Annotated in this window: 20 protein-coding genes and 1 pseudogene; 13 read left to right on the top strand and 8 right to left on the bottom strand. The window is 60.4% G+C overall.

Features of this window, described 5'->3' with window-relative positions:
• Window positions 1-24 precede the first annotated feature (24 nt).
• Together RAC79_RS03805 and RAC79_RS03800 are read right to left on the bottom strand one after the other, a co-directional pair.
• Window positions 25-360, bottom strand: coding sequence for a PilZ domain-containing protein (locus RAC79_RS03805; RefSeq protein ID WP_003502271.1), 336 nt, complete (start codon window positions 358-360; stop codon window positions 25-27).
• A gap of 97 nt (window positions 361-457) precedes the next feature.
• Complete coding sequence (locus RAC79_RS03800; RefSeq protein WP_374996927.1) at window positions 458-925, bottom strand: DUF1203 domain-containing protein; 468 nt, start codon at window positions 923-925, stop codon at window positions 458-460.
• A gap of 164 nt (window positions 926-1,089) precedes the next feature.
• On the opposite strand from RAC79_RS03800, the gene RAC79_RS03795 reads away from it, so the two are divergent.
• Together RAC79_RS03795 and RAC79_RS03790 are read left to right on the top strand one after the other, a co-directional pair.
• Complete coding sequence (locus tag RAC79_RS03795; protein WP_065654021.1) at window positions 1,090-1,977, top strand: DUF4344 domain-containing metallopeptidase; 888 nt, start codon at window positions 1,090-1,092, stop codon at window positions 1,975-1,977.
• Between the two features lie 54 nt (window positions 1,978-2,031).
• Window positions 2,032-2,676: a dihydrofolate reductase family protein gene (locus tag RAC79_RS03790; RefSeq protein WP_374996926.1), complete on the top strand. Its 645-nt coding sequence runs from the start codon at window positions 2,032-2,034 to the stop codon at window positions 2,674-2,676.
• Between the two features lie 113 nt (window positions 2,677-2,789).
• On the opposite strand, the gene sseA is transcribed toward RAC79_RS03790, so the two are convergent.
• The 4 genes from sseA to RAC79_RS03770 form a co-directional block, all read right to left on the bottom strand.
• Window positions 2,790-4,211 (bottom strand): 3-mercaptopyruvate sulfurtransferase, encoded by a 1,422-nt coding sequence (gene sseA / locus RAC79_RS03785; RefSeq protein WP_374996925.1) that lies wholly within the window; start codon window positions 4,209-4,211, stop codon window positions 2,790-2,792.
• Window positions 4,212-4,227: 16 nt separating this feature from the next.
• Entirely contained in the window at window positions 4,228-4,965 is a 738-nt protein-coding gene (locus RAC79_RS03780) for an alanyl-tRNA editing protein (RefSeq protein WP_374996924.1), read from the bottom strand.
• A 12-nt stretch (window positions 4,966-4,977) separates the two neighbouring features.
• Window positions 4,978-6,015, bottom strand: coding sequence for a cysteine synthase A (locus RAC79_RS03775; protein WP_174035895.1), 1,038 nt, complete (start codon window positions 6,013-6,015; stop codon window positions 4,978-4,980).
• 122 nt (window positions 6,016-6,137) lie between these two features.
• Window positions 6,138-7,577, bottom strand: coding sequence for a cryptochrome/photolyase family protein (locus RAC79_RS03770; protein ID WP_374996923.1), 1,440 nt, complete (start codon window positions 7,575-7,577; stop codon window positions 6,138-6,140).
• A gap of 188 nt (window positions 7,578-7,765) precedes the next feature.
• Between RAC79_RS03770 and RAC79_RS03765 the strand changes: the two genes are divergently transcribed.
• The 3 genes from RAC79_RS03765 to RAC79_RS03755 all read left to right on the top strand — a co-directional run bounded on the left by RAC79_RS03765 (window position 7,766) and on the right by RAC79_RS03755 (window position 9,285).
• Complete coding sequence (locus tag RAC79_RS03765; protein ID WP_065654016.1) at window positions 7,766-8,035, top strand: DUF982 domain-containing protein; 270 nt, start codon at window positions 7,766-7,768, stop codon at window positions 8,033-8,035.
• Between the two features lie 135 nt (window positions 8,036-8,170).
• Complete coding sequence (locus RAC79_RS03760) at window positions 8,171-8,728, top strand: methylated-DNA--[protein]-cysteine S-methyltransferase (protein WP_125145989.1); 558 nt, start codon at window positions 8,171-8,173, stop codon at window positions 8,726-8,728.
• Window positions 8,729-8,841: 113 nt separating this feature from the next.
• Window positions 8,842-9,285, top strand: a complete 444-nt coding sequence (locus RAC79_RS03755; protein ID WP_080817213.1) for a TIGR02594 family protein — start codon at window positions 8,842-8,844, stop codon at window positions 9,283-9,285.
• 69 nt (window positions 9,286-9,354) lie between these two features.
• Here the strand turns inward: RAC79_RS03755 and RAC79_RS03750 are convergent, their stop codons facing one another.
• A complete protein-coding gene (locus RAC79_RS03750) occupies window positions 9,355-9,594 on the bottom strand; it encodes a hypothetical protein (RefSeq protein WP_065654014.1) in 240 nt (79 codons plus the stop codon).
• A 170-nt stretch (window positions 9,595-9,764) separates the two neighbouring features.
• Here RAC79_RS03750 and RAC79_RS03745 point away from each other — a divergent pair, with 170 nt between their 5' ends.
• Window positions 9,765-10,154 (top strand): DUF2934 domain-containing protein, encoded by a 390-nt coding sequence (locus tag RAC79_RS03745; protein ID WP_078054039.1) that lies wholly within the window; start codon window positions 9,765-9,767, stop codon window positions 10,152-10,154.
• A 138-nt stretch (window positions 10,155-10,292) separates the two neighbouring features.
• On the top strand, window positions 10,293-10,562 hold the full coding sequence (locus tag RAC79_RS03740) for a type IV toxin-antitoxin system AbiEi family antitoxin domain-containing protein (protein WP_374996937.1): 270 nt from the start codon (window positions 10,293-10,295) through the stop codon (window positions 10,560-10,562).
• A 379-nt stretch (window positions 10,563-10,941) separates the two neighbouring features.
• On the opposite strand, the pseudogene RAC79_RS03735 reads toward RAC79_RS03740, so the two are convergent.
• A pseudogene (locus tag RAC79_RS03735) lies at window positions 10,942-11,234 on the bottom strand (helix-turn-helix transcriptional regulator).
• A gap of 361 nt (window positions 11,235-11,595) precedes the next feature.
• Here RAC79_RS03735 and RAC79_RS03730 point away from each other — a divergent pair.
• From RAC79_RS03730 to RAC79_RS03705, 6 genes are read left to right on the top strand one after another with little or no spacing between them, the layout of a single operon-like run.
• Complete coding sequence (locus RAC79_RS03730) at window positions 11,596-12,195, top strand: hypothetical protein (protein WP_374996922.1); 600 nt, start codon at window positions 11,596-11,598, stop codon at window positions 12,193-12,195.
• A gap of 2 nt (window positions 12,196-12,197) precedes the next feature.
• The gene (locus RAC79_RS03725; protein WP_374996921.1) at window positions 12,198-13,703 is read left to right on the top strand and encodes a type I restriction-modification system subunit M; all 1,506 of its coding nucleotides are present in this window, start codon (window positions 12,198-12,200) and stop codon (window positions 13,701-13,703) included.
• Entirely contained in the window at window positions 13,703-14,956 is a 1,254-nt protein-coding gene (locus tag RAC79_RS03720; RefSeq protein ID WP_374996920.1) for a hypothetical protein, read from the top strand. The genes RAC79_RS03725 and RAC79_RS03720 overlap by 1 nt, the downstream gene beginning before the upstream one ends.
• Window positions 14,953-16,605 carry a DUF6119 family protein gene (locus tag RAC79_RS03715; protein WP_374996919.1) on the top strand — a complete coding sequence of 551 codons (1,653 nt, stop codon included), beginning with the start codon at window positions 14,953-14,955 and terminating at the stop codon, window positions 16,603-16,605. Before RAC79_RS03720 ends, RAC79_RS03715 begins: the two co-directional genes overlap by 4 nt.
• Window positions 16,602-19,874, top strand: coding sequence for a type I restriction endonuclease subunit R (locus tag RAC79_RS03710; protein ID WP_374996918.1), 3,273 nt, complete (start codon window positions 16,602-16,604; stop codon window positions 19,872-19,874). The genes RAC79_RS03715 and RAC79_RS03710 overlap by 4 nt, the downstream gene beginning before the upstream one ends.
• Window positions 19,874-20,599, top strand: coding sequence for a M48 family metallopeptidase (locus RAC79_RS03705; RefSeq protein ID WP_374996917.1), 726 nt, complete (start codon window positions 19,874-19,876; stop codon window positions 20,597-20,599). The genes RAC79_RS03710 and RAC79_RS03705 overlap by 1 nt, the downstream gene beginning before the upstream one ends.
• The last annotated feature ends 347 nt before the right edge of the window (window positions 20,600-20,946 follow it).

Genomic DNA, 20,946 nt, shown 5'->3' with positions numbered 1-20,946 from the left:
CTCTGCGCATTACCGTGCCCTGGATCAGCGGGCGAGGGTCGGTTTCACTTCTTCGTGGAAGAAGCGGAAATAGGAGGAGAGCTGCGCCAGCGTGTTGGTGGAAAGCTTGAGCTGCAGGCCGAGGCGGTTCATGTGCTGCCATTGCACGACGCCCTCGATGAAGCCGAGATCCTCACTCTGCACCTTGACCCGGCTGCCCTTGGCGGCGGCGAAAGGTCCATCCAGCTCGAGCGCCATTCCGGTGGCGGAAAGATCGACCACACGCCCTCTGGTCGACTGGCTGAAATAATGCACGGTCGCAAAAATCCTGGTCTTGCTGCGGGGCGCGGTCCGTGTCGCCATATTAAGGTTGTTTGTCATTTTGCTGCTCAAATCAATTGTTTCCGATACCTGCATCATGGCGCGAAAAACTTGAGAGCCGTTTAGTTCTTCTCTTAAAATTGCATGTAATTGCCGATTATGCTGTGTCGATACGGCACTGATAGCAATTATTGCGGGCGGAGCGCACATGTACATAAGCGACATCCGCGCGCTCCAGAAGGTGCCGCGCGCGCGAAACGATCTCGTCTGTCGCCGTCACCGCGCCGGTGCCGTAGACGATGCGGTCATCGGTTCCATAACCGCGCACGATATAATCCGGGCTGTTCAGCATCGGCGGAACGGCCTGCGTCTGCGGATAGCGCTCACAGGCGTCGGCATGCAAAAACACCGGGCCCGTTTCCGCATAGGGCTGCAGCGAGGGAAAGGGCCGGTAGGCGAGGATCAGCATCCCTTCGCCTTCCCCGATCTGGGAAAGGCAGTGGCGGCAGGGCATGCCGCCGGGAGAAACGGCTCTCTCCGGCGGATTGCCATAGGCGTCGGCGGCTCCCGCCCGGTAGGCTTCGGCTTCCTTAGCCGGCATTGCAGTGAAAACGAGATCGGTCATGACGGAGACCTCCTACGTTGGGTTCGGCGTTGCTTCTTTGCAGCTATGGTCCCGAAACGGATCACTATCCACCCGATTCTTGACAGTCGATGCAACCAGCCCATTGCGTGACTCGTTAGCTTCGGGAATCAGTGACGCTCCTCGTTCCCGGAAGGTCTGATTTTATGTTCCGTCGTTTTCTGGCCGCCGTTCCGCTGGCTTTCGTTTCGTTGACGGCTCCGATTGACGCCGAGGCGCAGGTCGCCTCCGGTCTCGATGGCCTGTCCGACGAACAGCTTCAGCAGGCGGTCAATTTCGTCATCGGCAATGCGATCTTCTCGCTTTATCACGAGGGTGCGCGCATGCTGATCTCGGATTTCGGAACGGCGGACACGGCAAGTGTGCAGGCGCCGGCCGATCAACTGGCTGGCACGCTCATCCTCCAGGCCAACGAGGAATGGCTCGACACCGCGCTCGTCAATGCCACGGACAGCTGGTATCTGGCGCGTGAGGCGGAGACCTTGCCTGAGCATGAAGCCCCGGTCTTCTCCGCGCTGGTGCCCGACAGGAGCCGAGATCGCAACATGGCCTGCCTGATGGTCGGCCGTGACAAGGACGGTTATGGCGATCTGGCCGCCATGATGGGGCTCAACAATGCCGAATTCGACAAATGCGCCGCCGCCTATCCGGGCGTTGCTTCGGCCTGGGAGAATTTTCTGAGCCCCCACCGCAGCCAGACCCCTTCCAGATTCTCCGTCAGCTACGTGCCGCCGCGCGACCCGGAGCTTGAGCCCTACGCCATCATGATCAAGGAATCGAAGGTTCTCGATCTCATCAGCCGCAGTTTTAGCGGCTATGGCTTGAAGGGGGACGTCAAGCTGACGGCCAAGTCCTGCGGCCGTCCCGACGTCTACTGGTCGGCGGAAAAGCGCGAGATCACCTATTGCTATGAACTCGGCAAGTTCCAGGCGGAACTGATTGCCGATCACCTGTTAAACACCGTCACGGAAGACAAGGGCGCTGCCGGCGGGCAAATCCCGACGGCCGCCGCTAATCTGGAACGGGAAATCTGAAGCCGGATTGCCGAACGCTGGCAATCTGGCTTCCCGATATGGGAGGAGAGTGCCGTGCCAAAGGTTGTCGTTCGCAATTTCGCCATCTCGCTTGACGGATACGGCGCGGGCCCAGACCAGAGCCTGCAGAACCCGCTGGGTGTGAACGGCGAGGAGCTGCACCAATGGGCTTTCAAGACCCGCACCTTTCATCGCATGTTCGGTAAGGACGGCGGCTCGACCGGAACGGACGAGGATTTTTCGGAAAAGAGCTTCGAAAATATCGGCGCCTGGATTTTAGGGCGCAACATGTTCGGGCCGGTGCGCGGCGCATGGCCGGATGAAAACTGGAAGGGCTGGTGGGGCGAAGAGCCGCCATATCACGTTCCCGTTTTCGTCCTGACGCACCATGCGCGCCCGTCCTTCGCGATGAAGGGCGGCACCGTGTTCCATTTCGTGACCGACGGTATCGAGGCGGCGCTCGACATGGCGCTGAAGGCGGCAAATGGAAGGGATGTCCGCATCGGCGGCGGCGTTTCGACCATCCGGCAATATATGGCGGCGGGCATGATCGATGAGCTGCATCTGGCGCTGGCGCCGGTTTTTCTCGGCAAGGGTGAACATTTGTTCGAGGGGATGGACCTGCCCGCGCTCGGTTACCGCTGTACCGGGACCGTTTCGGGCGAGGGCGCTACCCATCTGATTATCGACAGGGCATGAATGCTGCGCCGTTAAAGGTATCCCCACCAACATTGCGCAGCGGTTCCTGCGCTGACATTTCCCTCACGCACTCCTTATCGGAGAATGGCAAGCGTTGCTCTCAAGGGCGCTACTCAGTTGCGCAGCGATATCTCCAGAAGCTCGGTATCGGCAAGCGGCTCCACCCAGGCCTCATAGGTGCCGACGGGCGAAAAGCCCATCATCTGGTAAAGCTGCAGCGCGCGCGGATGGTCGAGCGTGTTGGTGGTCACCGTCACCCGTTGCGGATTGTCCTGCCAGGCGGCGTAAAGCGCCTGCAACAGGAACCACTTGCCGACGCCTGCACCGATCGCCTCTTCGAGCAGCCCGAAATAGGAAAGCTCGGTCACCTCGTCGCTCGCCTTGTTCAGTTCGAAGAAACCGGCGGGCGCACCATTCATATAAAGAACCGTAACGCTGTTTTTCGGATCGCGCAGAATGGCGGAAAGCTCCGCATCGCTCATGCGCATGCGCTTTTGCCAGTGCCAGCGTTTCCCAACCCGCCAGTAAAGATAGCGGTAGAAATGCAGGGGAATATTGTTAACCCGCATCAGCGCGGTCTGGATGTTGACGGGGATCGGCAGGCTTACCTTCGGCGGAGCCGTCATTTCCAGCTGCGTCACATACGCCTTCAGCGGTCCGTGCGACAAGGTAGGGATTGCATCCGCGGGACCAGTAACCACCGGCGTATCCTGCAATCCGCCCCATTCCGACCATGAGCCGTCGTAAAGCGAATTATCCTTGTGACCAAGCGATTCCAGCGCAAGCGTAATGACGGCGGCGGTGACGCCCGAGCCGCAACTGGTGACGACGGGCTTCGAAAGATCGATGCCGGCATCGGTCACCATCTTGCGGATGGCGGTGAGGTCCTTGAAATGGCCGTTTTCGGAAAAGGCCGTCGCAGGCAGGCTGCGCGCACCCGGCATGTGGCCGGAACGCATGCCGGCACGCGGCTCGGCCTCGTCGCCGGTAAAGCGCCCGGCGCCACGGGCGTCGGCAATCTGTTTTTCGCCGCTGTCGACAATGCCGCGCATGGCGTCAAGCGAGGTCACGCGCTTCTCGTTGAAATCAGGCGTAAAGGTTGCCGGCTCGAGTTCCGGCGTGCCGGTTTCGAGCGGGCGGCCTTCGCGTTTCCAGCCATCGAGGCCGCCATCCAGCACATAGGCCTTGCGCACGCCCATCACCCGCAGCATCCACCACACGCGCGGCGCGGAAAAGAAGCCGGGGCCGTCATAGACCACGATCGTATCGGTGTCGCTGAGGCCAAGCGCACCGGCCTGTTCCGCTAAGAATTCCGGCGAGGGCAGGGAATGCGGCAGGCCGGTGGTATGATCGGCGATCTTGTCCTGATCGAAGAATACCGCACCTGGCAGGTGACCCGCCGCATATTCTTCCGCACCGTTGCGCTTGTGTGCCGGCAGATACCAGGAGGCATCAACGACACGAAACCCGGCCGTGCCGAGCTGCTTTTCCACCCAGTCCGCCGAAACGACGAAACGGCTCTTATCCGTGCTCACGATGTTTCTCCCAATCTCAGGCAACAGCTTCAGGCGCGCCGAAACGAATGCGGAATCGCCTGTTCTCCTTGCCCTTCTTTTCTATTTTGGCAATGTGAATATCGCCCACTTCCTGCGTTTCGGAAACATGGGTGCCGCCGCAGGGCTGGCTGTCGATGCTGGAGTTTTCGCCGATGCAGACGAGGCTGACCCGGCCAAGGCCCATTGGCGGGCGCACATTCTTGGATTTGACGATGCCCGGATTGGCCTGCAGCTCCTCGTCGGTGATCCATTGCAGGAAGACGGGATGGTTGGCTTTCACCAGCTCCATAAGCTTTGCCGTGACTTCGTCCTTGTCTATGGTCTCGGACATGTCGAAATCGACACGCGATTCATCCTCGCCGACGGCGGCTCCGGTGATCGGCCATTGGCAGACGACGGAGAGCAGATGGCAGGCGGTGTGCATCCGCATCAGCTTGTAGCGACGCGGCCAGTCCACATGCAGGGTGAGTTTTTCGCCGACTTCAGGAGAAGGCTGGCCTTCGAGCGGCACATGGATGATCACGCTCTTGTCGGCGCCGTTTTTGGTGATGCCGAGTTCGATGCGCGAACCATCGGCCCGCTCGAGAAAGCCGCTATCGCCCGGTTGGCCGCCGGAGGTGGCATAAAAGCATGTCTGGTCCAGCTCTATGCCGCCATCCTCATGCACCGCCGTGATGATCGCTTCTGCGGTGGAAAGATAAAAATCGTCACGGAACAGGGCATTCACAGGCATTTCGGCATGTCCTCAAACGGTTTCGTACGGAACCGCAATCTCGCTTTTCGTCGCCAGCCACTGTGGGATCGGAAGTCCCTTGGAACGCAGGAAATCCGGATTGAAAAGCTTCGACTGATAACGATTGCCGTAGTCGCACAGTATCGTCACGATTGTATGCCCCGGACCGAGCTCGCGGGCAAGGCGGATTGCGCCGGCAATGTTGATGCCGGAGGAGCCGCCAAGGCAAAGCCCTTCCTTCGTCACCAGATCGAACAGCACCGGCAGCGCTTCCACATCCGAAATCCTATAGGAGAAGTCAGGCGTAAACCCTTCCAGATTGGCGGTGATGCGCCCCTGTCCGATGCCTTCGGTGATGGACGAGCCTTCGGATTTCAGCACGCCGTGCTTGTAAAATTCATAGAGAGCCGCACCCTCGGGATCGGCAAGGCCGATCTTGATGTCGGGGTTGAAGTCGCGCAGGCCATCGGCCACGCCCGCAAGCGTTCCGCCGGAACCGACCGAGCAGATGAAGCCATCGACCTTGCCGTCCGTCTGGTCCCAGATTTCGGGGGCCGTCGTTTCGATATGGGCCTGACGGTTGGCGATGTTGTCGAACTGGTTGGCCCAGATCGCGCCGTTTTCATCGGTTGCGGCAAGCTGTTTTGCCAGCCGGCCCGAAACCTTCACGTAATTGTTCGGGTTGGAATAGGGGGCGGCCGGAACCTCGACCAGCTTGGCGCCGAGAAGCTTCAGCGCGTCCTTCTTTTCCTGGCTCTGCGTTTCGGGAATGACGATGACCGTCTTGTAACCCAGCGCATTGGCGACCAGCGACAGACCGATGCCGGTATTGCCCGCAGTACCCTCCACAATGGTGCCGCCCGGTCGCAGCTGACCGCGCCGCTCGGCATCGCGGATAATGTAGAGTGCGGCGCGATCCTTCACCGATTGCCCGGGATTGAGGAATTCCGCCTTGCCGAGGATTTCACACCCCGTCGCTTCAGAGGCGGCTTTCAGACGGATGAGCGGCGTGTTGCCGATAGCACTGAGCGCAGAGGAGTGAATGGTCATGATTGAGCCTTCTTGTCTGAGCGGAAATTAGGTGCCGTTATGTCCCGTTACAACCGCTTCAAGGCAAGAAATTATCTTCCCGGCTTTGGCTTAGCCACGCAAAATTTTGCCGATACCCAATTTTATGCGTTCTTCTTGACGTCGGCATAGGCCGCAAGCGCTCTTTCCCGTGCTTTTCCATGGTCGACAATCGGCAGCGGATAGGTCTTGCCAAGCTCGATGCCCGCTTTCTTCAGCACCTCTTTCGGCGCTTCGAACGGCTTGTGGATGTATTTTCGCTCAAGCTTTTCCAGCTCCGGCACGAAATGGCGAACATAATCGCCATCGGAGTCGAATTTTTCGCCCTGCAATATGGGGTTGAAGATGCGGAAAAATGGCGAGGCGTCCGCGCCCGATCCCGCCACCCATTGCCAGTTGGCGGCGTTGGAGGCCGGGTCTGCATCGACAAGCGTGTCGCGGAACCATTTCTCGCCCTTCCGCCAGTCGATCAGCAGATGTTTGATGAGGAAGGACGCCACGATCATGCGCACCCGGTTGTGCATCGTGCCGTGTTTCCACAATTGCCGCATGCCGGCATCGACGATCGGATATCCCGTCATCCCGCGGGTCCACGCCGTGAAGGATTTTTCATCGTCTCGCCAGCGGAAGGCGTCGAAACTGTCGTTCCAGTTCTTTTCATCGAGTTCGGGAAAATGAAACAGCAGGTGATAGCAGAATTCCCGCCAGACGATTTCCTTGCGAAAACGGCTGATATCGTTGGAGGCGATATGGCGGGAAAGCCCCTTCGTCGCGTGCCAGACGGTAGAAGGCGATATTTCGCCGGACGCCAGATGCGGCGAAAGCAGAGAGGTTGCGTGCTTTGCCGGAAAATCGCGGCCTTCTTCATAACCCTTCAAAGCGCCATCGATGAAATCGTCGAGTTTCTCCCGCGCCCCGACTTCGCCGGGAGACCAGATGTCGCTGAAGTGTTTCGCCCAGTCGGGCTTGGTGGGTAACAGTTTCCAATCGCCAGGCTTTTCCGATTTTGGCCACGTCTTCGGCGCCTTCAGACCCTTCGGCGCATCCGCCGGTGCATGTGGCTCCTCGCCGCCCTCCAGCGCCCGCCAGAAGGGCGTATAGACCCGGTAGGGACCGCCGGATTTCGTCTGTAGCCTCGATGGTTCATGCAGCAGATGGCCGGAAAAGCTGCGGACCGTCAGGCCGTCATCCCGAAGCGTCTGTTTCAGCGCCTTGTCCGTCGCCATGCCGGCAGGATCGTATCGGCGGTTCCAGAATACTGCCTCTGCACCGGTTTCGGATATCAGATGGCGCAATGTCTCGCCCGCGTCGCCGCTCAGAAGCACGAGGCGGCTGCCGATTTTTTCCAGTGCAGCGGTAAGGGACGTGAGGGAGTGGTGAAGCCACCATTCCTGCGCGCCGCCCAGCGGGCCGCATGATTTTTCCCTGATATAGACGGGGATGACGGGGCCGCCATGCTCCACGGCGGCAAGCAAAGCGAGGTTGTCCGAAAGGCGCAGGTCCTTGCGGAACCAGACGATGGCGGGGGAGGCTGTTGTCGGCATGAAAGGACCCGGTTCACTTCCGCTTGAACGAGTGTTGAAACGCTTTGTTCCGCAAATCGGCTAGAATGGAAAGATGGAGGGCATGGTTTTTCGAGGGTTATTTTTTCGCCCTTGAAACCGCTGATAAAGGGAACCAACTGGAGGAGCCGGCGTTTGTCGCGGGTTAATAGAGCATGGAAGTGCAATCAATGTTGCTGAATGACGTTAAGTGGGAAAAGCCCGTTACCATCTCCCTTGAAAACGGTGCTCCCCGTATTTTCAATGGCGTTTACGAAGCCTTCGATTTTCTCCAGCACGAATGGCCTGAGCGTGGCGACAAGGTGCATGAACAGGCGCTGCGCCTGTGCCGCGCCTCGCTGATGGGCGACGTGGCGGGGGAAATTGCCCGCACGGCCTTCGTTGCCGCCAGCCGGCAGGCACGGTGCCTTGTGGAAGAGCCGGGCAAAATCGCGTCCTGAACGGATTTTCGGAACTGATGTGTATAAGGCCACCCGCCAAAAACGGGTGGCCTTGTTTGTTGAGGAGCAGGAAACGGGTTGTTTCGAATGCGGGATATGGCATCGTGCATGCAAAAATGCGGATGAGCGACGGCAATGAGCAACCACTACGGCTATATTGTTTTTCCCACAGCCCTCGGCCATTGCGGCCTTGCATGGGCAGGCCGGGGCATTGTGCGTTTGCAATTGCCCGGCTCTGACGCCGGCGAGACCGAAAAACTTCTCCAGAAGCGCCTGCCATCCGCCTCCATCGCCGTTCCCGACACACGCATGCGTGAGGTGATTGCGATGATCACCCGTTATTTCGGCGGCGAGGAGATCGATTTTACCGCCGTTGAACTCGATCTCGCCGGGCAGGAGCGCTTTTTCCTCGATGTTTACGCCGTTGCGCGGCAGATCGGCTGGGGCGACACGACGACCTATGGCGGCATCGTAAAGACCCTCGGTCTCGGCATGGAAAAAGCCCGCGATGTCGGTCAGGCCATGGCGAAAAATCCGGTGCCGCTGATCATTCCCTGCCACCGGGTTCTCGCCGCCGGCGGCAGGCTTGGAGGCTTCTCCGCACCGGGCGGAACCACCACCAAATTGCGTATGCTGGATCTCGAAAATGCCGGCCGCAGCCGCACCGATGAGGCGCAGGGCAGCCTGTTTTGAAGCAATGACAGATCAGCGCACATGAATAGGCGTCTGATTTCTGCCCATTTCTCGTCAAATTGTCGCTAAATTGTCACAATACACGGGCGCCCTCTAACATAAGGGCGAGACGTTTGAGAGTATCCGCGTTAATTCTATCGGTTGCCTTGTCTTTTACAGTCGTTGCATCGGCCTCTGCCGGCATGCTGAACCAGGCAGAAAAATACACCGGGCTGCATGAGTCCAAGAACAACAAGAGCCTCAAGAACATTCTTGGCGCAAATCCCCGCAGCACCCCATGGTGCGGCCTTTTCCTGCATGCGGTCGCCAGCAAGGCCGGCCGGCAATCTCCCAAATCCTATGGATTTGCGAAGTCCTGGACATCCTTCGGTTATGCCGTGCCGGTCAGTCAGGCGAAGCCCGGCGATGTCGTCGTCATTCGCAATGGCCGCGGTTACCACGCCGGCATATTGAAAAGCATGAGCGGCAAGACTGCCCAAATCCTCGGCGGCAACCAGTCCGGCAGGGTGCAGGTGTCGAACTTCAACCGCAAGGCCATCGTTTCGGTCCGCCGATAAATCCTCTGACATTTTTGACGGCATTTTTGATAAAGGCGGGGCTTAGACCCGCCTTTTCCATTTTCGGGCCTAGGGCTGCTCTCTGGTGCCAGGCGCTGCGTCGCGCTGGTCGTCGTCCTCAAGGTCTGTGGCGACGATGAAGGCGTCCTCGTGCTGCCTTGCGGCCTGCCGGCGCGCACGCAAGCTCACGCTCTCGTCCGGGTAAATCTCGACATCTTTGGCTTTCAGTTCGCTGTCTGTTTCAAACCGCGCGACATCATCGTCCTCAATATCAAGCGGTTCGGTTTTCGGCTTCTGCGGGGTGGTCATGAAGCGATCTCCTGCTGGTTTCTGCAGGTCAAACGATCGGCGGCCGATGACGGTTCCGTTTCTCGCGGAAATGCTTATTCGTCGCAGGTCAAAGCGGAACTAACTCTGGCTTTTTTTGTTTTTTCAATGGCACAATCAAAACCGGTGCAACGTAAACAGGGAGGTCCGTTATGAGCCATGACCGCGAAGCCGCAATCCGTGAAAAAGCGCGCGCAATATGGGAGAGGGAAGGAAGACCCGACGGGCACCATGAACGACACTGGATCGAGGCGGAACGGGAGCTTTCCGCAGATGCGGAAGCGGCGAAGTCCAAAAGCGGAAATGGCGTGAAGAAGTCTGCTGCCGCGAAAGCGCCTGCGAAGAAGACGCCAGCGAAAAAGGCAACTCCGGCAAATGCCAAATCACCCGCGGTAAAATCGCTTGAGAAAGAGCGGAAATCTACGGATAAGAACAAGGAAGACGATCTCACCGAGAGCCTTGAGGAGAGTTTTCCGGCAAGCGATCCTCCGGCGCTGACCAACGCCACGAAGGCGACGAAAAGGGCTGTCAAGAAGAACTGATCGTTTGGCGGTAGGATAATGGGGAAGTCACGACAATCCCCCAAGAAGAATGGGGCGAATTGCAGCTGCACTTCGCTCTTCAAAACATGTTTTTGAGAGAAATGGCTCCCCGGGACCGACGAAACCCAGAACTACGAACTGCCGATTGCCGTCGAACGTTCGCCTCAGCTTCCGACCCGCAGGAAACGCGATCGGGACCGTGAGGAGCGCATTCGCCAGGCCGGCGGGCCGAAGCCGTCGCTACGTGAGAAGGCATACGCGCTTGCTCGCGAAAGAGCCACGGTGAAAACCTGCGATTTCACCGCCATCGGTATCCCAAGACACTACCTTGCGTGGATGTGCGAGGAGGGCCTGCTGGTGAAGGTGGGCTATGGAGTCTATCGCGCCGCAGATCGCGAGGCTGCGTGATCTGGCTCGACCTACAGGTCGATGTCGCGCGGAGGTACGCGATCGCGTCTCAGGTCGAGGCCCGCTCCAACCAGCGGCGATCGCAGAAGGACGGCGGCGATCCTTCCTTTGCCGTCAAGAGCGTCGCCGATTTTGGTTCTGATGCGATCGGCGTCAGGACCTCCTTTCGCGAGTCTGTTCGCCAGAGATCGGATCATGTCGCGGTCGCGCTCCAATCCTGTGACCTCGTATCGGACGATCTCGGTTTGCGATGTCCTGTTCGCGGCAGATCTCCCTTCACATCTTCACGATCGACACCGGCCAGGCTAGGTCGTCGTTCGGTCGTTGCGACCAACGCCCGTGGGTAGAAGGCGGCCTTCAAACCCGCGGGCCAACTGAACTATGCCTTTTCGGACATATCCTCCAGTTGCTTGAGCGGGCTTTTCAGCAGCGCGCCCCATTTGGCGGGATAGACGATGTCCGGTCCGGACTCCGAGGTCGAGTATCGCAGTCCTTTATCGGCCCACGCCTGCAGATCGGAAAGCGCATAGACGACCCGCCCGCCAATCTTGCGGTAGACCGGCCGGTTCCATAGGTGCGATGTTTCTCGAGCGTCCGAGCCGAAAGCGCCAGGAAACGGGCAGCCTCCTTGGTGACAAGGAAGCGTGGCGGAATTGTAGGTAGATTGCTCACTAATATTGCCTCATTTCCTCCCGTCGCAGATGACGGGTGCAGCGAGGGGCCGGCGGAGCAGGCCGGCTGCAATAGATCGGGCTGCCGTATTTTGGGCGGCAGCGCTGCCGTTCTGATCGAAGCCGCTGGCTTGGCGATCGCCGCACGTTTGATAGTCCGGATACTGCGTATATCGCGATTCTACCTGCTATGGCGGCGCGGCGGCTTTAGAGCACAGGAGCTGCAATGCCCCTTAGCAGGGAGGTGTCTCATCCGATCCGACCTGAAATCCAAGATGCCCCGCTTGCCCATCGCATTGCAATAACGAGCTTCATGCACTTTGGGCTTGACGGCCGACCAAGTTCGTGCGCATAACGAATGCATGATGACGCATCGTGCACAAAAAGCCTTGTTGTCGGAAGTGGCCGAAATTTCAGCGGGCCACCCCTTGCGATCGGGAGTGGATGGATTTCCCTTGGGCGACGTCGGTGTCATCCAGATGCGGAATGTCGATCCTGAGACAGGTGTCGATTGGGGGAATGTCTCCCGCATCGAACTTCCGCCGGCGAGGCGGACCGAATTCTTGACCTCCCAGGATGTTATTTTTTCTCCGCGGGGCGTCCGTACCTATGCTGTGCCCTTGGATCCACCGCCGTTCCAGACGGTGTGCTCTCCGCAATTTTTTGTCCTGCGGCCTCGCGGGACTGAACTGGATCCCCGCTTTTTGGCATGGCAGATCAACCAAGCCCCGACGCAGGAATACCTACAGCGTGAGGCAACGGGCTCGCATATTTTGAACATCCGCCGCGAGGTCATCGAGCGCTTGGAGATCGTGATCCCCTCGCGCGCCCAGCAGGCCGCGATCGTCGCCTTCGCCGATGCCGCCGCGCACGAGAAACGCCTGCTCACCGGTCTTATCGAGAACCGACAGCAACAAATGAACGCGCTTGCCGCCAGGTTGCGCGCGTACGACGAGGAGTAGAAATGCCCAAGGCCATCAAACAAGAAGACATCAACCGCGCCGTCTGGGCTGCCTGCGACACCTTCCGCGGCACGGTCTCGGCAGACATCTACAAGGACTACGTTCTGACGCTGCTGTTCCTCAAGTACATTAGCGACGTCTGGCAGGACCATTACGACGGTTACCAAAAGCAGTACGGCGATACCCCAGATCTGATCGCCGAGCTGATGCGCAGCGAGCGGTTCGTCCTTCCGGAGGGCGCCAGCTTCTATGCCCTCTACGACCGGCGCCACGAGCCCGGGAACGGCGAGCGCATCGACAAGGCGCTGCACGCCATCGAAGACGCTAACATCGGCAAGCTGCGCGATGTCTTCCAGGACATCAGCTTCAACTCCAACAAGCTGGGCGAGGAGAAGCAGAAGAACGACCTCCTGCGACATCTCCTGGAGGATTTCGCCAAGCCCGAGCTGAACATGCGCCCTTCGCGCATCGGCAACCTCGACGTGATCGGCAATGCCTACGAGTTCCTGATCAAGAACTTCGCGTCGGATGCTGGGCGCAAGGCTGGCGAGTTCTACACGCCCCCCGAAGTGTCAGCCCTGATGGCCGAGATCATGGACATGACCGAGGGCGAGGAGGCTTGCGATCCGGCCTGCGGCTCCGGCTCGCTCCTGATGAAGTGCGGACAGCGAGTGCAGGCGAAATACGGGACCAAAAAGTACGCCCTGTACGGCCAGGAATCGATCGGCAGCACCTGGGCGCTGGCCAAGATGAACATGTTCCTCCACGGCGAGGACAACCACCGGATCGAGTGGGGCGACACGATCCGTAATCCCAAGCTGCTCGACGGCGAGGATGCGCTGAAGCACTTCGACGTGGTGGTGGCCAACCCGCCATTCAGCCTGGACAAGTGGGGCCACGACACAGCCGAGCACGACCGCTTCGGCCGCTTCCGGCGGGGCCTGCCGCCCCGCACCAAGGGAGACTACGCCTTCATCCTGCACATGGTGGAGACCATGAAGCCGCGTACCGGGCGCATGGCGGTGGTCGTGCCCCACGGCGTCCTGTTCCGAGGCGGCAGCGAGGGTGTGATCCGCCGCAAGCTGATCGAGGAGAACCTCCTCGAAACGGTGATCGGCCTGCCGGAGAAGCTGTTCTACGGCACCGGCATCCCGGCGGCGATCCTGGTCCTACGCAAGGCCAAGGCCGATCGGAACGTCCTATTCATCGACGCTTCGCGCGAGTTCAGGTCGGGCAAGAACCAAAACCAGCTGACCGACGGCAACATCCGCAAGATCGTCGAGACCTGCCACGCCCGCGCCGAGGCGCCGAGGTACGCTCACCTGGCGACGCCGGAGGAGATTTCAGGCAACGACTTCAACCTCAACATCCCGCGTTACGTCGACACCTTCGAGGAGGAGGCGGAGATCGACCTGGTCGCCGTCCGCGCCGAGAGGCTGCGCCTGAAGGCGGAGTTGGAAGAGCTGGAGGGGAAGATGGAAGGCTACCTCAAGGAGCTCGGCTACTGATGACCGAAGTCTCCAAGGCCTCGGCCTACCCCAAGTCGGTGCAACCTGGCCTGCCTCGTCTCGGCGCTACGCCGCCAGGTTGGTCGCGCGGGCCGCTCTCCAAACATCTGTTTGAAGAGGCGCGGCCGGTAAATATGGCCGACGACGAACTCTACGACCTCGTTACCGTGAAGCGTTCGCGTGGCGGCGTCGTGTTGCGCGATCGGCTGAAAGGCAAGGAGATCGCGGTCAAGAGCCAGTTCCGACTCAGGGCCGGGGACTTCCTGATCTCGAAGCGCCAGATTGTTCACGGCGCCTGCGGGATCGTGCCCCCCGAACTCGATGGAGCCATCGTCTCGAACGAGTATGCTGTGCTTCGGGCTCGCCCGTCGCTGGACCTTCATTTCCTGAACTACCTCGCCCATTCCATCTACTTTCAGCAAACCTGCTTCCATTCCAGCATCGGCGTTCACGTCGAGAAGATGATTTTCAAACTCGGCGAGTGGCTGAAGTGGGATTTCGATCTGCCGCCCGCGCGCGATCAACGGCGGATCGCGGAAATCCTCTCAAGCTGGGACCGGGCCATCGAGACGGTCGAGGCTCTAATCGCAAACGCCCGGGAGCAGAAGGCGGCGCTGATGCAGGCGCTGTTGTCTGGCCGCACCCGATTGACGGGGTTCGATGGGGAATGGCTGCGGAAGCGCCTCGGCGATTTCGTAGCGCCCGAACGAACCAGGTGCGAGCCTCAATCGCTTGGATCTGAGGTGAGGGTCATTGAGCTTGAGCATATCGAAGCGCAGACCGGCCGGATCATCGGGACCGCTCTCGCGCGTGAACAAGCGAGCTTGAAGACGCCGTTCACCCCAAATCACGTCCTTTATGGAAAGCTTCGACCGTACCTGCGAAAGTTCGCGCGACCCAGATTTTCCGGCGTTTGCTCCACCGAGATTTGGGCTCTTTCCGCGAACCCCGCCTATTGCACTCCCGGATTTCTCAATCTGCTAGTCCAGACGACGACTTTCGACGCCGCGGTCAATATTTCAGCAGGCTCAAAGATGCCCAGAGCCGAATGGGGCGTCGTCGCCGAAGCGAGCGTCGCCCTGCCTCCACTACCAGAGCAGTTGGCTATTAGCGATCTGATGGAGACAGTCAGCGCGGAGCTAGAAAACCGCGAGGAACAACTCGCCGCTCTCCACCAGGAAAGGGCCGCTCTGATGCAGCAACTGCTGACCGGCAAACGCCGGGTCAGGGCGACGGAAAGCGAGGCAGCATGAGTAAGGGGGGCAACAAGAGCCGGTCGTTCTCGATCTTTCTGCTGAAGTCGGAGGTGAAGGCGCCAGTGGATGCGTTGAAAGCCGGGCACGCTCTTAAGGACACCATCAAGGGCGAGGGGCTACCGGAGGGAGCGATCCTCTACGTCCTCGACACGGACCCCCGGCCGATCTGGTGGGCCGGCTACTTCGGCTTGGCCGCCAAGCTGGAGCAGATGTCCAAGGGCGCGTTGGTGTTCCTTCCCGTCAAGGGTCGCTGGTTCGCGCTCTCCTTCGGCCACGTGAGCCACTACCTCGAAGACGAAAAGTACGAGCACGACTTCGGCCTGCGGGTCACGCTGAACGCTGTCGATCCCGACCTGATCCGCAGCACCGACATCCTGCAGCCCAGCGGCGCCAAGCGCCAACGCATCCAGCTTCCCGCGCCCGGCGACCTGACTCTGTTCGATTTCGACCAGGACAGCACGATCCTGAAAAGCCTGACCGGCAAAGTGAAAGATCCGGCCCTGAAGGACCTGTGCCGCAACATCACGGGCGCCGCGAATGTGAGGATCAGTACGGACAAGGCGTCCGGCGATCTATCGGCCGTGTGCGCCACACTGCTCGATCTCTACGGCAAGAGCACTTACGCCACGAGTTTCCCGGCTCTGCTGAACGTGTCGCCGGTGCGCGATCCGGCGATTAGCAAGGTGCTCAACGGAAAGCTGCTCGACGCGCTGAATGCCAAGGACGACGGCGTCGTGCTGACCGTCCCGGAAATCCAGGACTTCAATTCCAATTTCGGCGTGAGCTACGCTGGCGCCGGTGGTGGCAAGGTGTCAGACGATGCCGATATAGACGACTACTTCCGGTACCTCGACGACCATGACGAGGACCCCACGGCACTGACGCTGGACGACCTCAAAAAGCACCGCCTTCTCGTCACCAACGAAGACGGGTCACTCACCCACGCGGAATACAAGATCTTGCGGTGTCTCCTGTTCGATACGGATCACAATGGCGTGGCCTATCACCTGCGCGAAGGTCAATGGTACGAGGTCAAGCAGTCGTTCATCGACGATCTGAAGGCCTATCTCGATCCCAAGATCACGGCCACGACCTTGCCCAACTACAACCACACGAGCGAGGGCGCCTACAATAAGGCGGCGGCCACAGCCGCGCGCTTGTGCCTCGACACCACGAGCATCGCGCCGGCTGGACAGAAGGCCGTGGAGCCCTGCGACCTGTTCGAAGTGGTCAATGGCGCCGCGGTGCTTCATCACGTCAAGCTGAAGACCCTGTCGGGTTCGTTGAGCCACCTGTTCAACCAGGGCGTCAACGCGGTCTGGCTGATCCGTGACGAGCCTAAGGCGAAGGTCAAGCTGAAGGCGCTGCTCACAAGCAAGGCGCCCGCTGGTTCAGACGCCGCGTTTCACAAGCCGCTGGACGACGACAAGCTGAAGGTCGTGTTCGGTGTCGTTACGACTAAGGCGCCTGGCGACAAGTCCAAGAACCTGCCGCTTTTCTCGCGCATCAGCTTGCGGCGCGCGTTCAAGGATCTCCAAGTCATGGGGATCGAGGCCGAACTATGCTTCATCCCGGATAAATCCCCGCCCAAGGCGGCTAAGGCCAAGACGCGCAAGCCGCGAACTAAAAAGGCCGCCACGCCGTGACGCGAACCCCCGATACCGCTGAAATCTACTCCTCCCACGTCCCGGCGCTCGCGACGCTTGTGACTATGGGCTGGGGCTACATGCCGCCGGCCGAGTGCATAGCCGAGCGCGGCGGCCCCCAGGGCGTGCTGCTGGTGCCGGTGCTGGTGGAGGAGCTGCGGCGGCGGACCTTCGAGTACAAAGGCAAGACCTATCCGCTATCGACTAACGCCATCGACCAGATCGTGCGCGAGCTCTCCTCGCCCGCGCTGAACGAGGGCCTGCTGACCGCCAACGAGCGGATCTACAACGCCCTGACCCTTGGCGTGACCGTCACCGAGTTCGTGGACGGCAAGCGTCACAGCGTCACCGTGCCGATCGTCGATTGGAGCCGGCCCCTGGCCAACCGCTTCACGGTTACGGAGGAGGTAGAACTGCTCGCCACGAGCGGAGTGCATACCCGCCGGCCAGATATCGTCGGCTACGTCAACGGCATTCCGCTCCTTGTGATCGAGGCTAAGCGGCCCGACAGCGGCAACCCGAACAGGGCCATGGTGGACGAAGGCATCAGCCAGATGATCCGCAACCAGGGCCAGGACGAGATCCCTCAGCTGTTCGCCTATGCCCAGCTGCTGGTTTCCATCGGCATGACCGATGGTCTTTACGGCACAACACGGACACCCAAGAAGTTTTGGGCCCGTTGGCGGGAGGAGGTGCTGGACGAGGCGCATTTCAAGGCGATCAAGAATCAGGCGCTCGAGACCGACCCACGCGAGGCTCTGCTGCGTGATCGCCTATCCGAAGTGAAGGCGCACTTCGCCAGCCTATGGAGCGAACAGCAGGAGGTCACCGGCCAGGACCGGCTGCTGATCAGTCTGTGCTCGCCCGAGAGGCTGCTCGACTTCACTCGCACCTTCATGCTGTTCGACCGCAAGGCAGGGAAGATCGCGGCGCGTCACCAGCAGTATTTCGGCATTAAGGCGTTGCTCGAGCGGGTTCGCACCCTGCGCCCCGACGGCGGGCGCGAGGGCGGGGTGATCTGGCACACCACCGGTTCGGGCAAGAGCTTCACCATGGTGCTGCTTTGCAAGGCGCTCTTGCTGGATGAGGCGCTCAAGAACTGTCGCGTGGTGGTGGTGACCGACCGCCGCGACCTGGAAAAACAGCTGGCTGGCAACTTCCTGACCGGCGGTGCCTTCGGCTCGGGCCTGGCGGATAAGGACGGCGCTAAGGCCAAGGCATCCTCTGGCCGCGACCTAGCGCGCCGCATCGGCAAGGGTGCCGAGCGGATCATCTTCACCATCATCAACAAGTTCGCCAGCGCCTCGAAGCTGCCCGAGTGCCACAACGACAGCGCCGACATGATCGTGATGGTCGACGAGGGCCATCGCAGCCAGGGCGGCGAGAACCACGAGCGGATGCGCCAGGCCCTCCCCAAGGCCAGCTACATCGCTTTCACCGGCACGCCGCTGCTGAAGGACGACAAGACCGCGAGCAAGTTCGGCCGGATCATCCACGCCTACACCATGTGCGACGCGGTCAGCGACGGCACGGTGACGCCGCTGCTCTATGAAGAGCGCCGGCCAGTCCTCGACATCAACGACGCGGCCATCGACAAATGGTTCGAGAAGATCACGCTGGGCCTCTCCGAGAAGCAGCAGAGCGACCTGAAGGCGAAGTACGGCAAGAAGGGGCCGGTCTATGGCTCCGGCAACCGGATCGACCTGATTGCGTGGGACATCGCCGTCCACTTCAAGACCAACTTCAAGGACCTGGACCTGGGCCTGAAAGGCCAGATCGCCACCGACAGCAAGCTCTCGGCCATTCGCTACAAGAAGGCGCTGGACGCCACGGGCCTGGTCAGCAGCGCCATCGTCATCTCCTCGCCCGACACCCGCGAGGGGCACGAGGAGGTGGACGAGTCCGAGCTGCCCGAGGTTTTGCAATGGTGGAAGGACACCGTCACGGGCAATCCAGAGGACTACGAGAAGGCCGTCATCGAGGACTTCTCTACCGAGGGCAGGCCCGATCTGCTGATCGTGGTCGACAAGCTGCTGACCGGCTTCGATGAGCCGCGTAATGCGGTGCTCTACATCGATAAGCCACTGAAGCAGCACAACCTGATCCAGGCCATCGCCAGGGTGAACCGCCTGCACGAGCAAAAGAAGTTTGGCCTGTTGATCGACTACCGCGGCATCCTTGCGGAGTTGGATTCGGCACTAACCCAGTACCAAAACCTAGCCGACCAGACGCAGGGAGGCTTCGATATCGACGACATCGACAGCCTCTACGCCAACGTCAGCACCGAGTACAAAAAGCTGCCGGCCCTGCACGAGACGCTGTGGGCCATCTTCGCGAGCGTCCGCAATCGCAGCGACATCGAACAGTACCGCCAGGTGCTGGTGCCGCGCTATGTGGACGACGAGACGGGCGTGTCGACCGATGTCCACCAGAAGGTGCGCGAGGACTTCTACGAGGCTCTGACTGCATTCGGCATGACCTTGCGCACCGCGCTGGCCACCCGTTCGTTCTTCGAGGACGGCGCCTTCTCCGAGGCTCAGATCGCCGCCTACAAGCGCGACCTGAAGTTCTTCTCCAATCTGCGCCGCATGGCGAAGCAGGACGCCCACGAGACCGTCGATTTCAACGCTTACGAGAACCAGATTCGCAAGATCGTTGACCGCTACGTGATCGGCGAGGACGTCGTGTCCGACGGCAACCTGCTCGTCGTCAACGACCTGTCCAAGCAAGCACCGGAGAAATGGAGCGAGGAGAAAACCCGGAATGAGACAGACATCATCCGCACACGCCTGACCCGCACGATCGAGCAGGACCTAGTCGAAGATCCCTATGCCCAGCGACACTTCTCGGAGCTGCTGAAAGCCGCTATCGCCGAGGCCTCGGCACTGTTCGATCACCCGCTCAAGCAGTACGCGATTTTCAAGGACATAGAGGAACAGGTCGTCGAGCGGAAAGTCGACGGCACGCCGGCCGCACTCAACGCCAACCGCCACGCCACTGCATACTTTGGCATCATCCGCTTAGCCATCGGCGACGGGCGCGCCTTGGGTCCCGACATTGACGCTTTCGCTGCCGCAGCGCTGGACATCGACGGCATGGTGCAGACGGCTGTAGCGGAGAACTCGCTTAACCCTGCCAATGTCGAAGCCGCGATCCGCAAAGCGGTTCTTCCTCGGCTGTTCTCGCTCACAGGACTGGACCTCGCTCGTTCTATCACCGACCAAGTGGTCGAGGTGACCCGAGTGGGCCTGTCGCGGGACGCCGCGTGATGCGCCTGACGCTTCGCTACGGCGCCCGCACAGCCGAGTATGACGTCCATGAATCCGCGCGCCTCACTGCGAAGTTGCGCATCCACGTTGAGCCAGGCGGCGCTTTCACGGTGGAGGCTCCCGTCGGTACGCCCGAGACGAAGATTCGCGCCGGCGTCCAGAAGCGCGCGCGTTGGATAATGGACCACATCGAGCGCTTTGAGGACTACCGACGTCACGCCCTGGCGCGCGACTACTCCAACGGAGAAACGCACTTCTACCTCGGCCGCCGCTACAAGCTGAAGGTCATCGCCGACCCCAGTGCCAAGCGCTCCCTACGTCTCATCGCTGGCCGCCTGGAAGTGATCGCGCCCAAAGGGGACGCCACCGATGTTCGGGTAGCCCTCCAACGCTGGTATCGACAACGTGCTCTGGCCTATTTCACCTCGCGCATCACCCGTATGGCCGTCGACCTGCCATGGGTAGACGTCGCGCCCCCGATTAAGCTGCTCACAATGAAGCGCTACTGGGGCAGCTGCTCACCGAAAGGTGCCGTTACCCTGAACCCAGCTCTGATCAAGGCGCCGGCCCACTGCGTTGAGTATGTCCTTCTCCACGAGCTTTGCCACCTCGCCGAACATAACCATAGCCCGCGCTTTTACGCGCTTCTCGACCGCCACATGCCGGATTGGCGCGCGGCAAAGAACGAGTTGGATGGGTTGTCTGAGATGCTTTTGGTAACCTGAAGGTCGGCTTCTGCCTAACACATTGGGAGTGGCTAGCTGTGCCTATGCCACCGGTTGGACCATCTCATGAGAGCTCCGCCTAGCAGTCGGTGCGCGTCAGCGCACGCTTTACGGACCTGTGCCGACGTGCGGTCCTAGAGCCGAGCTCTTAAACCGCTGTTCGCCTGTCTCTCCACGCCGCCGCTGCCGATTCTGCTGCGGATCCCTAGAAGGGGTGGGCGACTGGGCCGCGTATCGCTGTTCTGCGCTTGTCTATGATCGGTCTGCGACCTTCCGCTGGCCGTGCCGGCAATAACGCGTAGGATCGTAGCGTAGTGAAAAATCGCACGCTAGCGCGCAATATCGCG

Origin of the sequence: Agrobacterium sp. LR_9 (assembly GCF_041954855.1) — a bacterium.
Taxonomy (GTDB): domain Bacteria; phylum Pseudomonadota; class Alphaproteobacteria; order Rhizobiales; family Rhizobiaceae; genus Agrobacterium; species Agrobacterium leguminum.
This window is presented reverse-complemented; position numbering and strand designations above follow the sequence as displayed.

What these genes read in the sequence shown, in the direction of transcription:
- RAC79_RS03780 (WP_374996924.1), bottom strand. Translation starts at nt 4,965, where the DNA reads ATGCCTGTGAATGCCCTGTTCCGTGACGATTTTTATCTTTCCACCGCA.
- RAC79_RS03750 (WP_065654014.1), bottom strand. Translation starts at nt 9,594, where the DNA reads ATGACCACCCCGCAGAAGCCGAAAACCGAACCGCTTGATATTGAGGAC.
- RAC79_RS03705 (WP_374996917.1), top strand. Translation starts at nt 19,874, where the DNA reads ATGCGCCTGACGCTTCGCTACGGCGCCCGCACAGCCGAGTATGACGTC.
- RAC79_RS03730 (WP_374996922.1), top strand. Translation starts at nt 11,596, where the DNA reads ATGATGACGCATCGTGCACAAAAAGCCTTGTTGTCGGAAGTGGCCGAA.
- RAC79_RS03770 (WP_374996923.1), bottom strand. Translation starts at nt 7,577, where the DNA reads ATGCCGACAACAGCCTCCCCCGCCATCGTCTGGTTCCGCAAGGACCTG.
- RAC79_RS03720 (WP_374996920.1), top strand. Translation starts at nt 13,703, where the DNA reads ATGACCGAAGTCTCCAAGGCCTCGGCCTACCCCAAGTCGGTGCAACCT.
- RAC79_RS03800 (WP_374996927.1), bottom strand. Translation starts at nt 925, where the DNA reads ATGACCGATCTCGTTTTCACTGCAATGCCGGCTAAGGAAGCCGAAGCC.
- RAC79_RS03765 (WP_065654016.1), top strand. Translation starts at nt 7,766, where the DNA reads ATGTTGCTGAATGACGTTAAGTGGGAAAAGCCCGTTACCATCTCCCTT.
- RAC79_RS03745 (WP_078054039.1), top strand. Translation starts at nt 9,765, where the DNA reads ATGAGCCATGACCGCGAAGCCGCAATCCGTGAAAAAGCGCGCGCAATA.
- RAC79_RS03775 (WP_174035895.1), bottom strand. Translation starts at nt 6,015, where the DNA reads ATGACCATTCACTCCTCTGCGCTCAGTGCTATCGGCAACACGCCGCTC.
- RAC79_RS03795 (WP_065654021.1), top strand. Translation starts at nt 1,090, where the DNA reads ATGTTCCGTCGTTTTCTGGCCGCCGTTCCGCTGGCTTTCGTTTCGTTG.
- RAC79_RS03725 (WP_374996921.1), top strand. Translation starts at nt 12,198, where the DNA reads ATGCCCAAGGCCATCAAACAAGAAGACATCAACCGCGCCGTCTGGGCT.
- RAC79_RS03715 (WP_374996919.1), top strand. Translation starts at nt 14,953, where the DNA reads ATGAGTAAGGGGGGCAACAAGAGCCGGTCGTTCTCGATCTTTCTGCTG.
- RAC79_RS03760 (WP_125145989.1), top strand. Translation starts at nt 8,171, where the DNA reads ATGAGCAACCACTACGGCTATATTGTTTTTCCCACAGCCCTCGGCCAT.
- RAC79_RS03805 (WP_003502271.1), bottom strand. Translation starts at nt 360, where the DNA reads ATGACAAACAACCTTAATATGGCGACACGGACCGCGCCCCGCAGCAAG.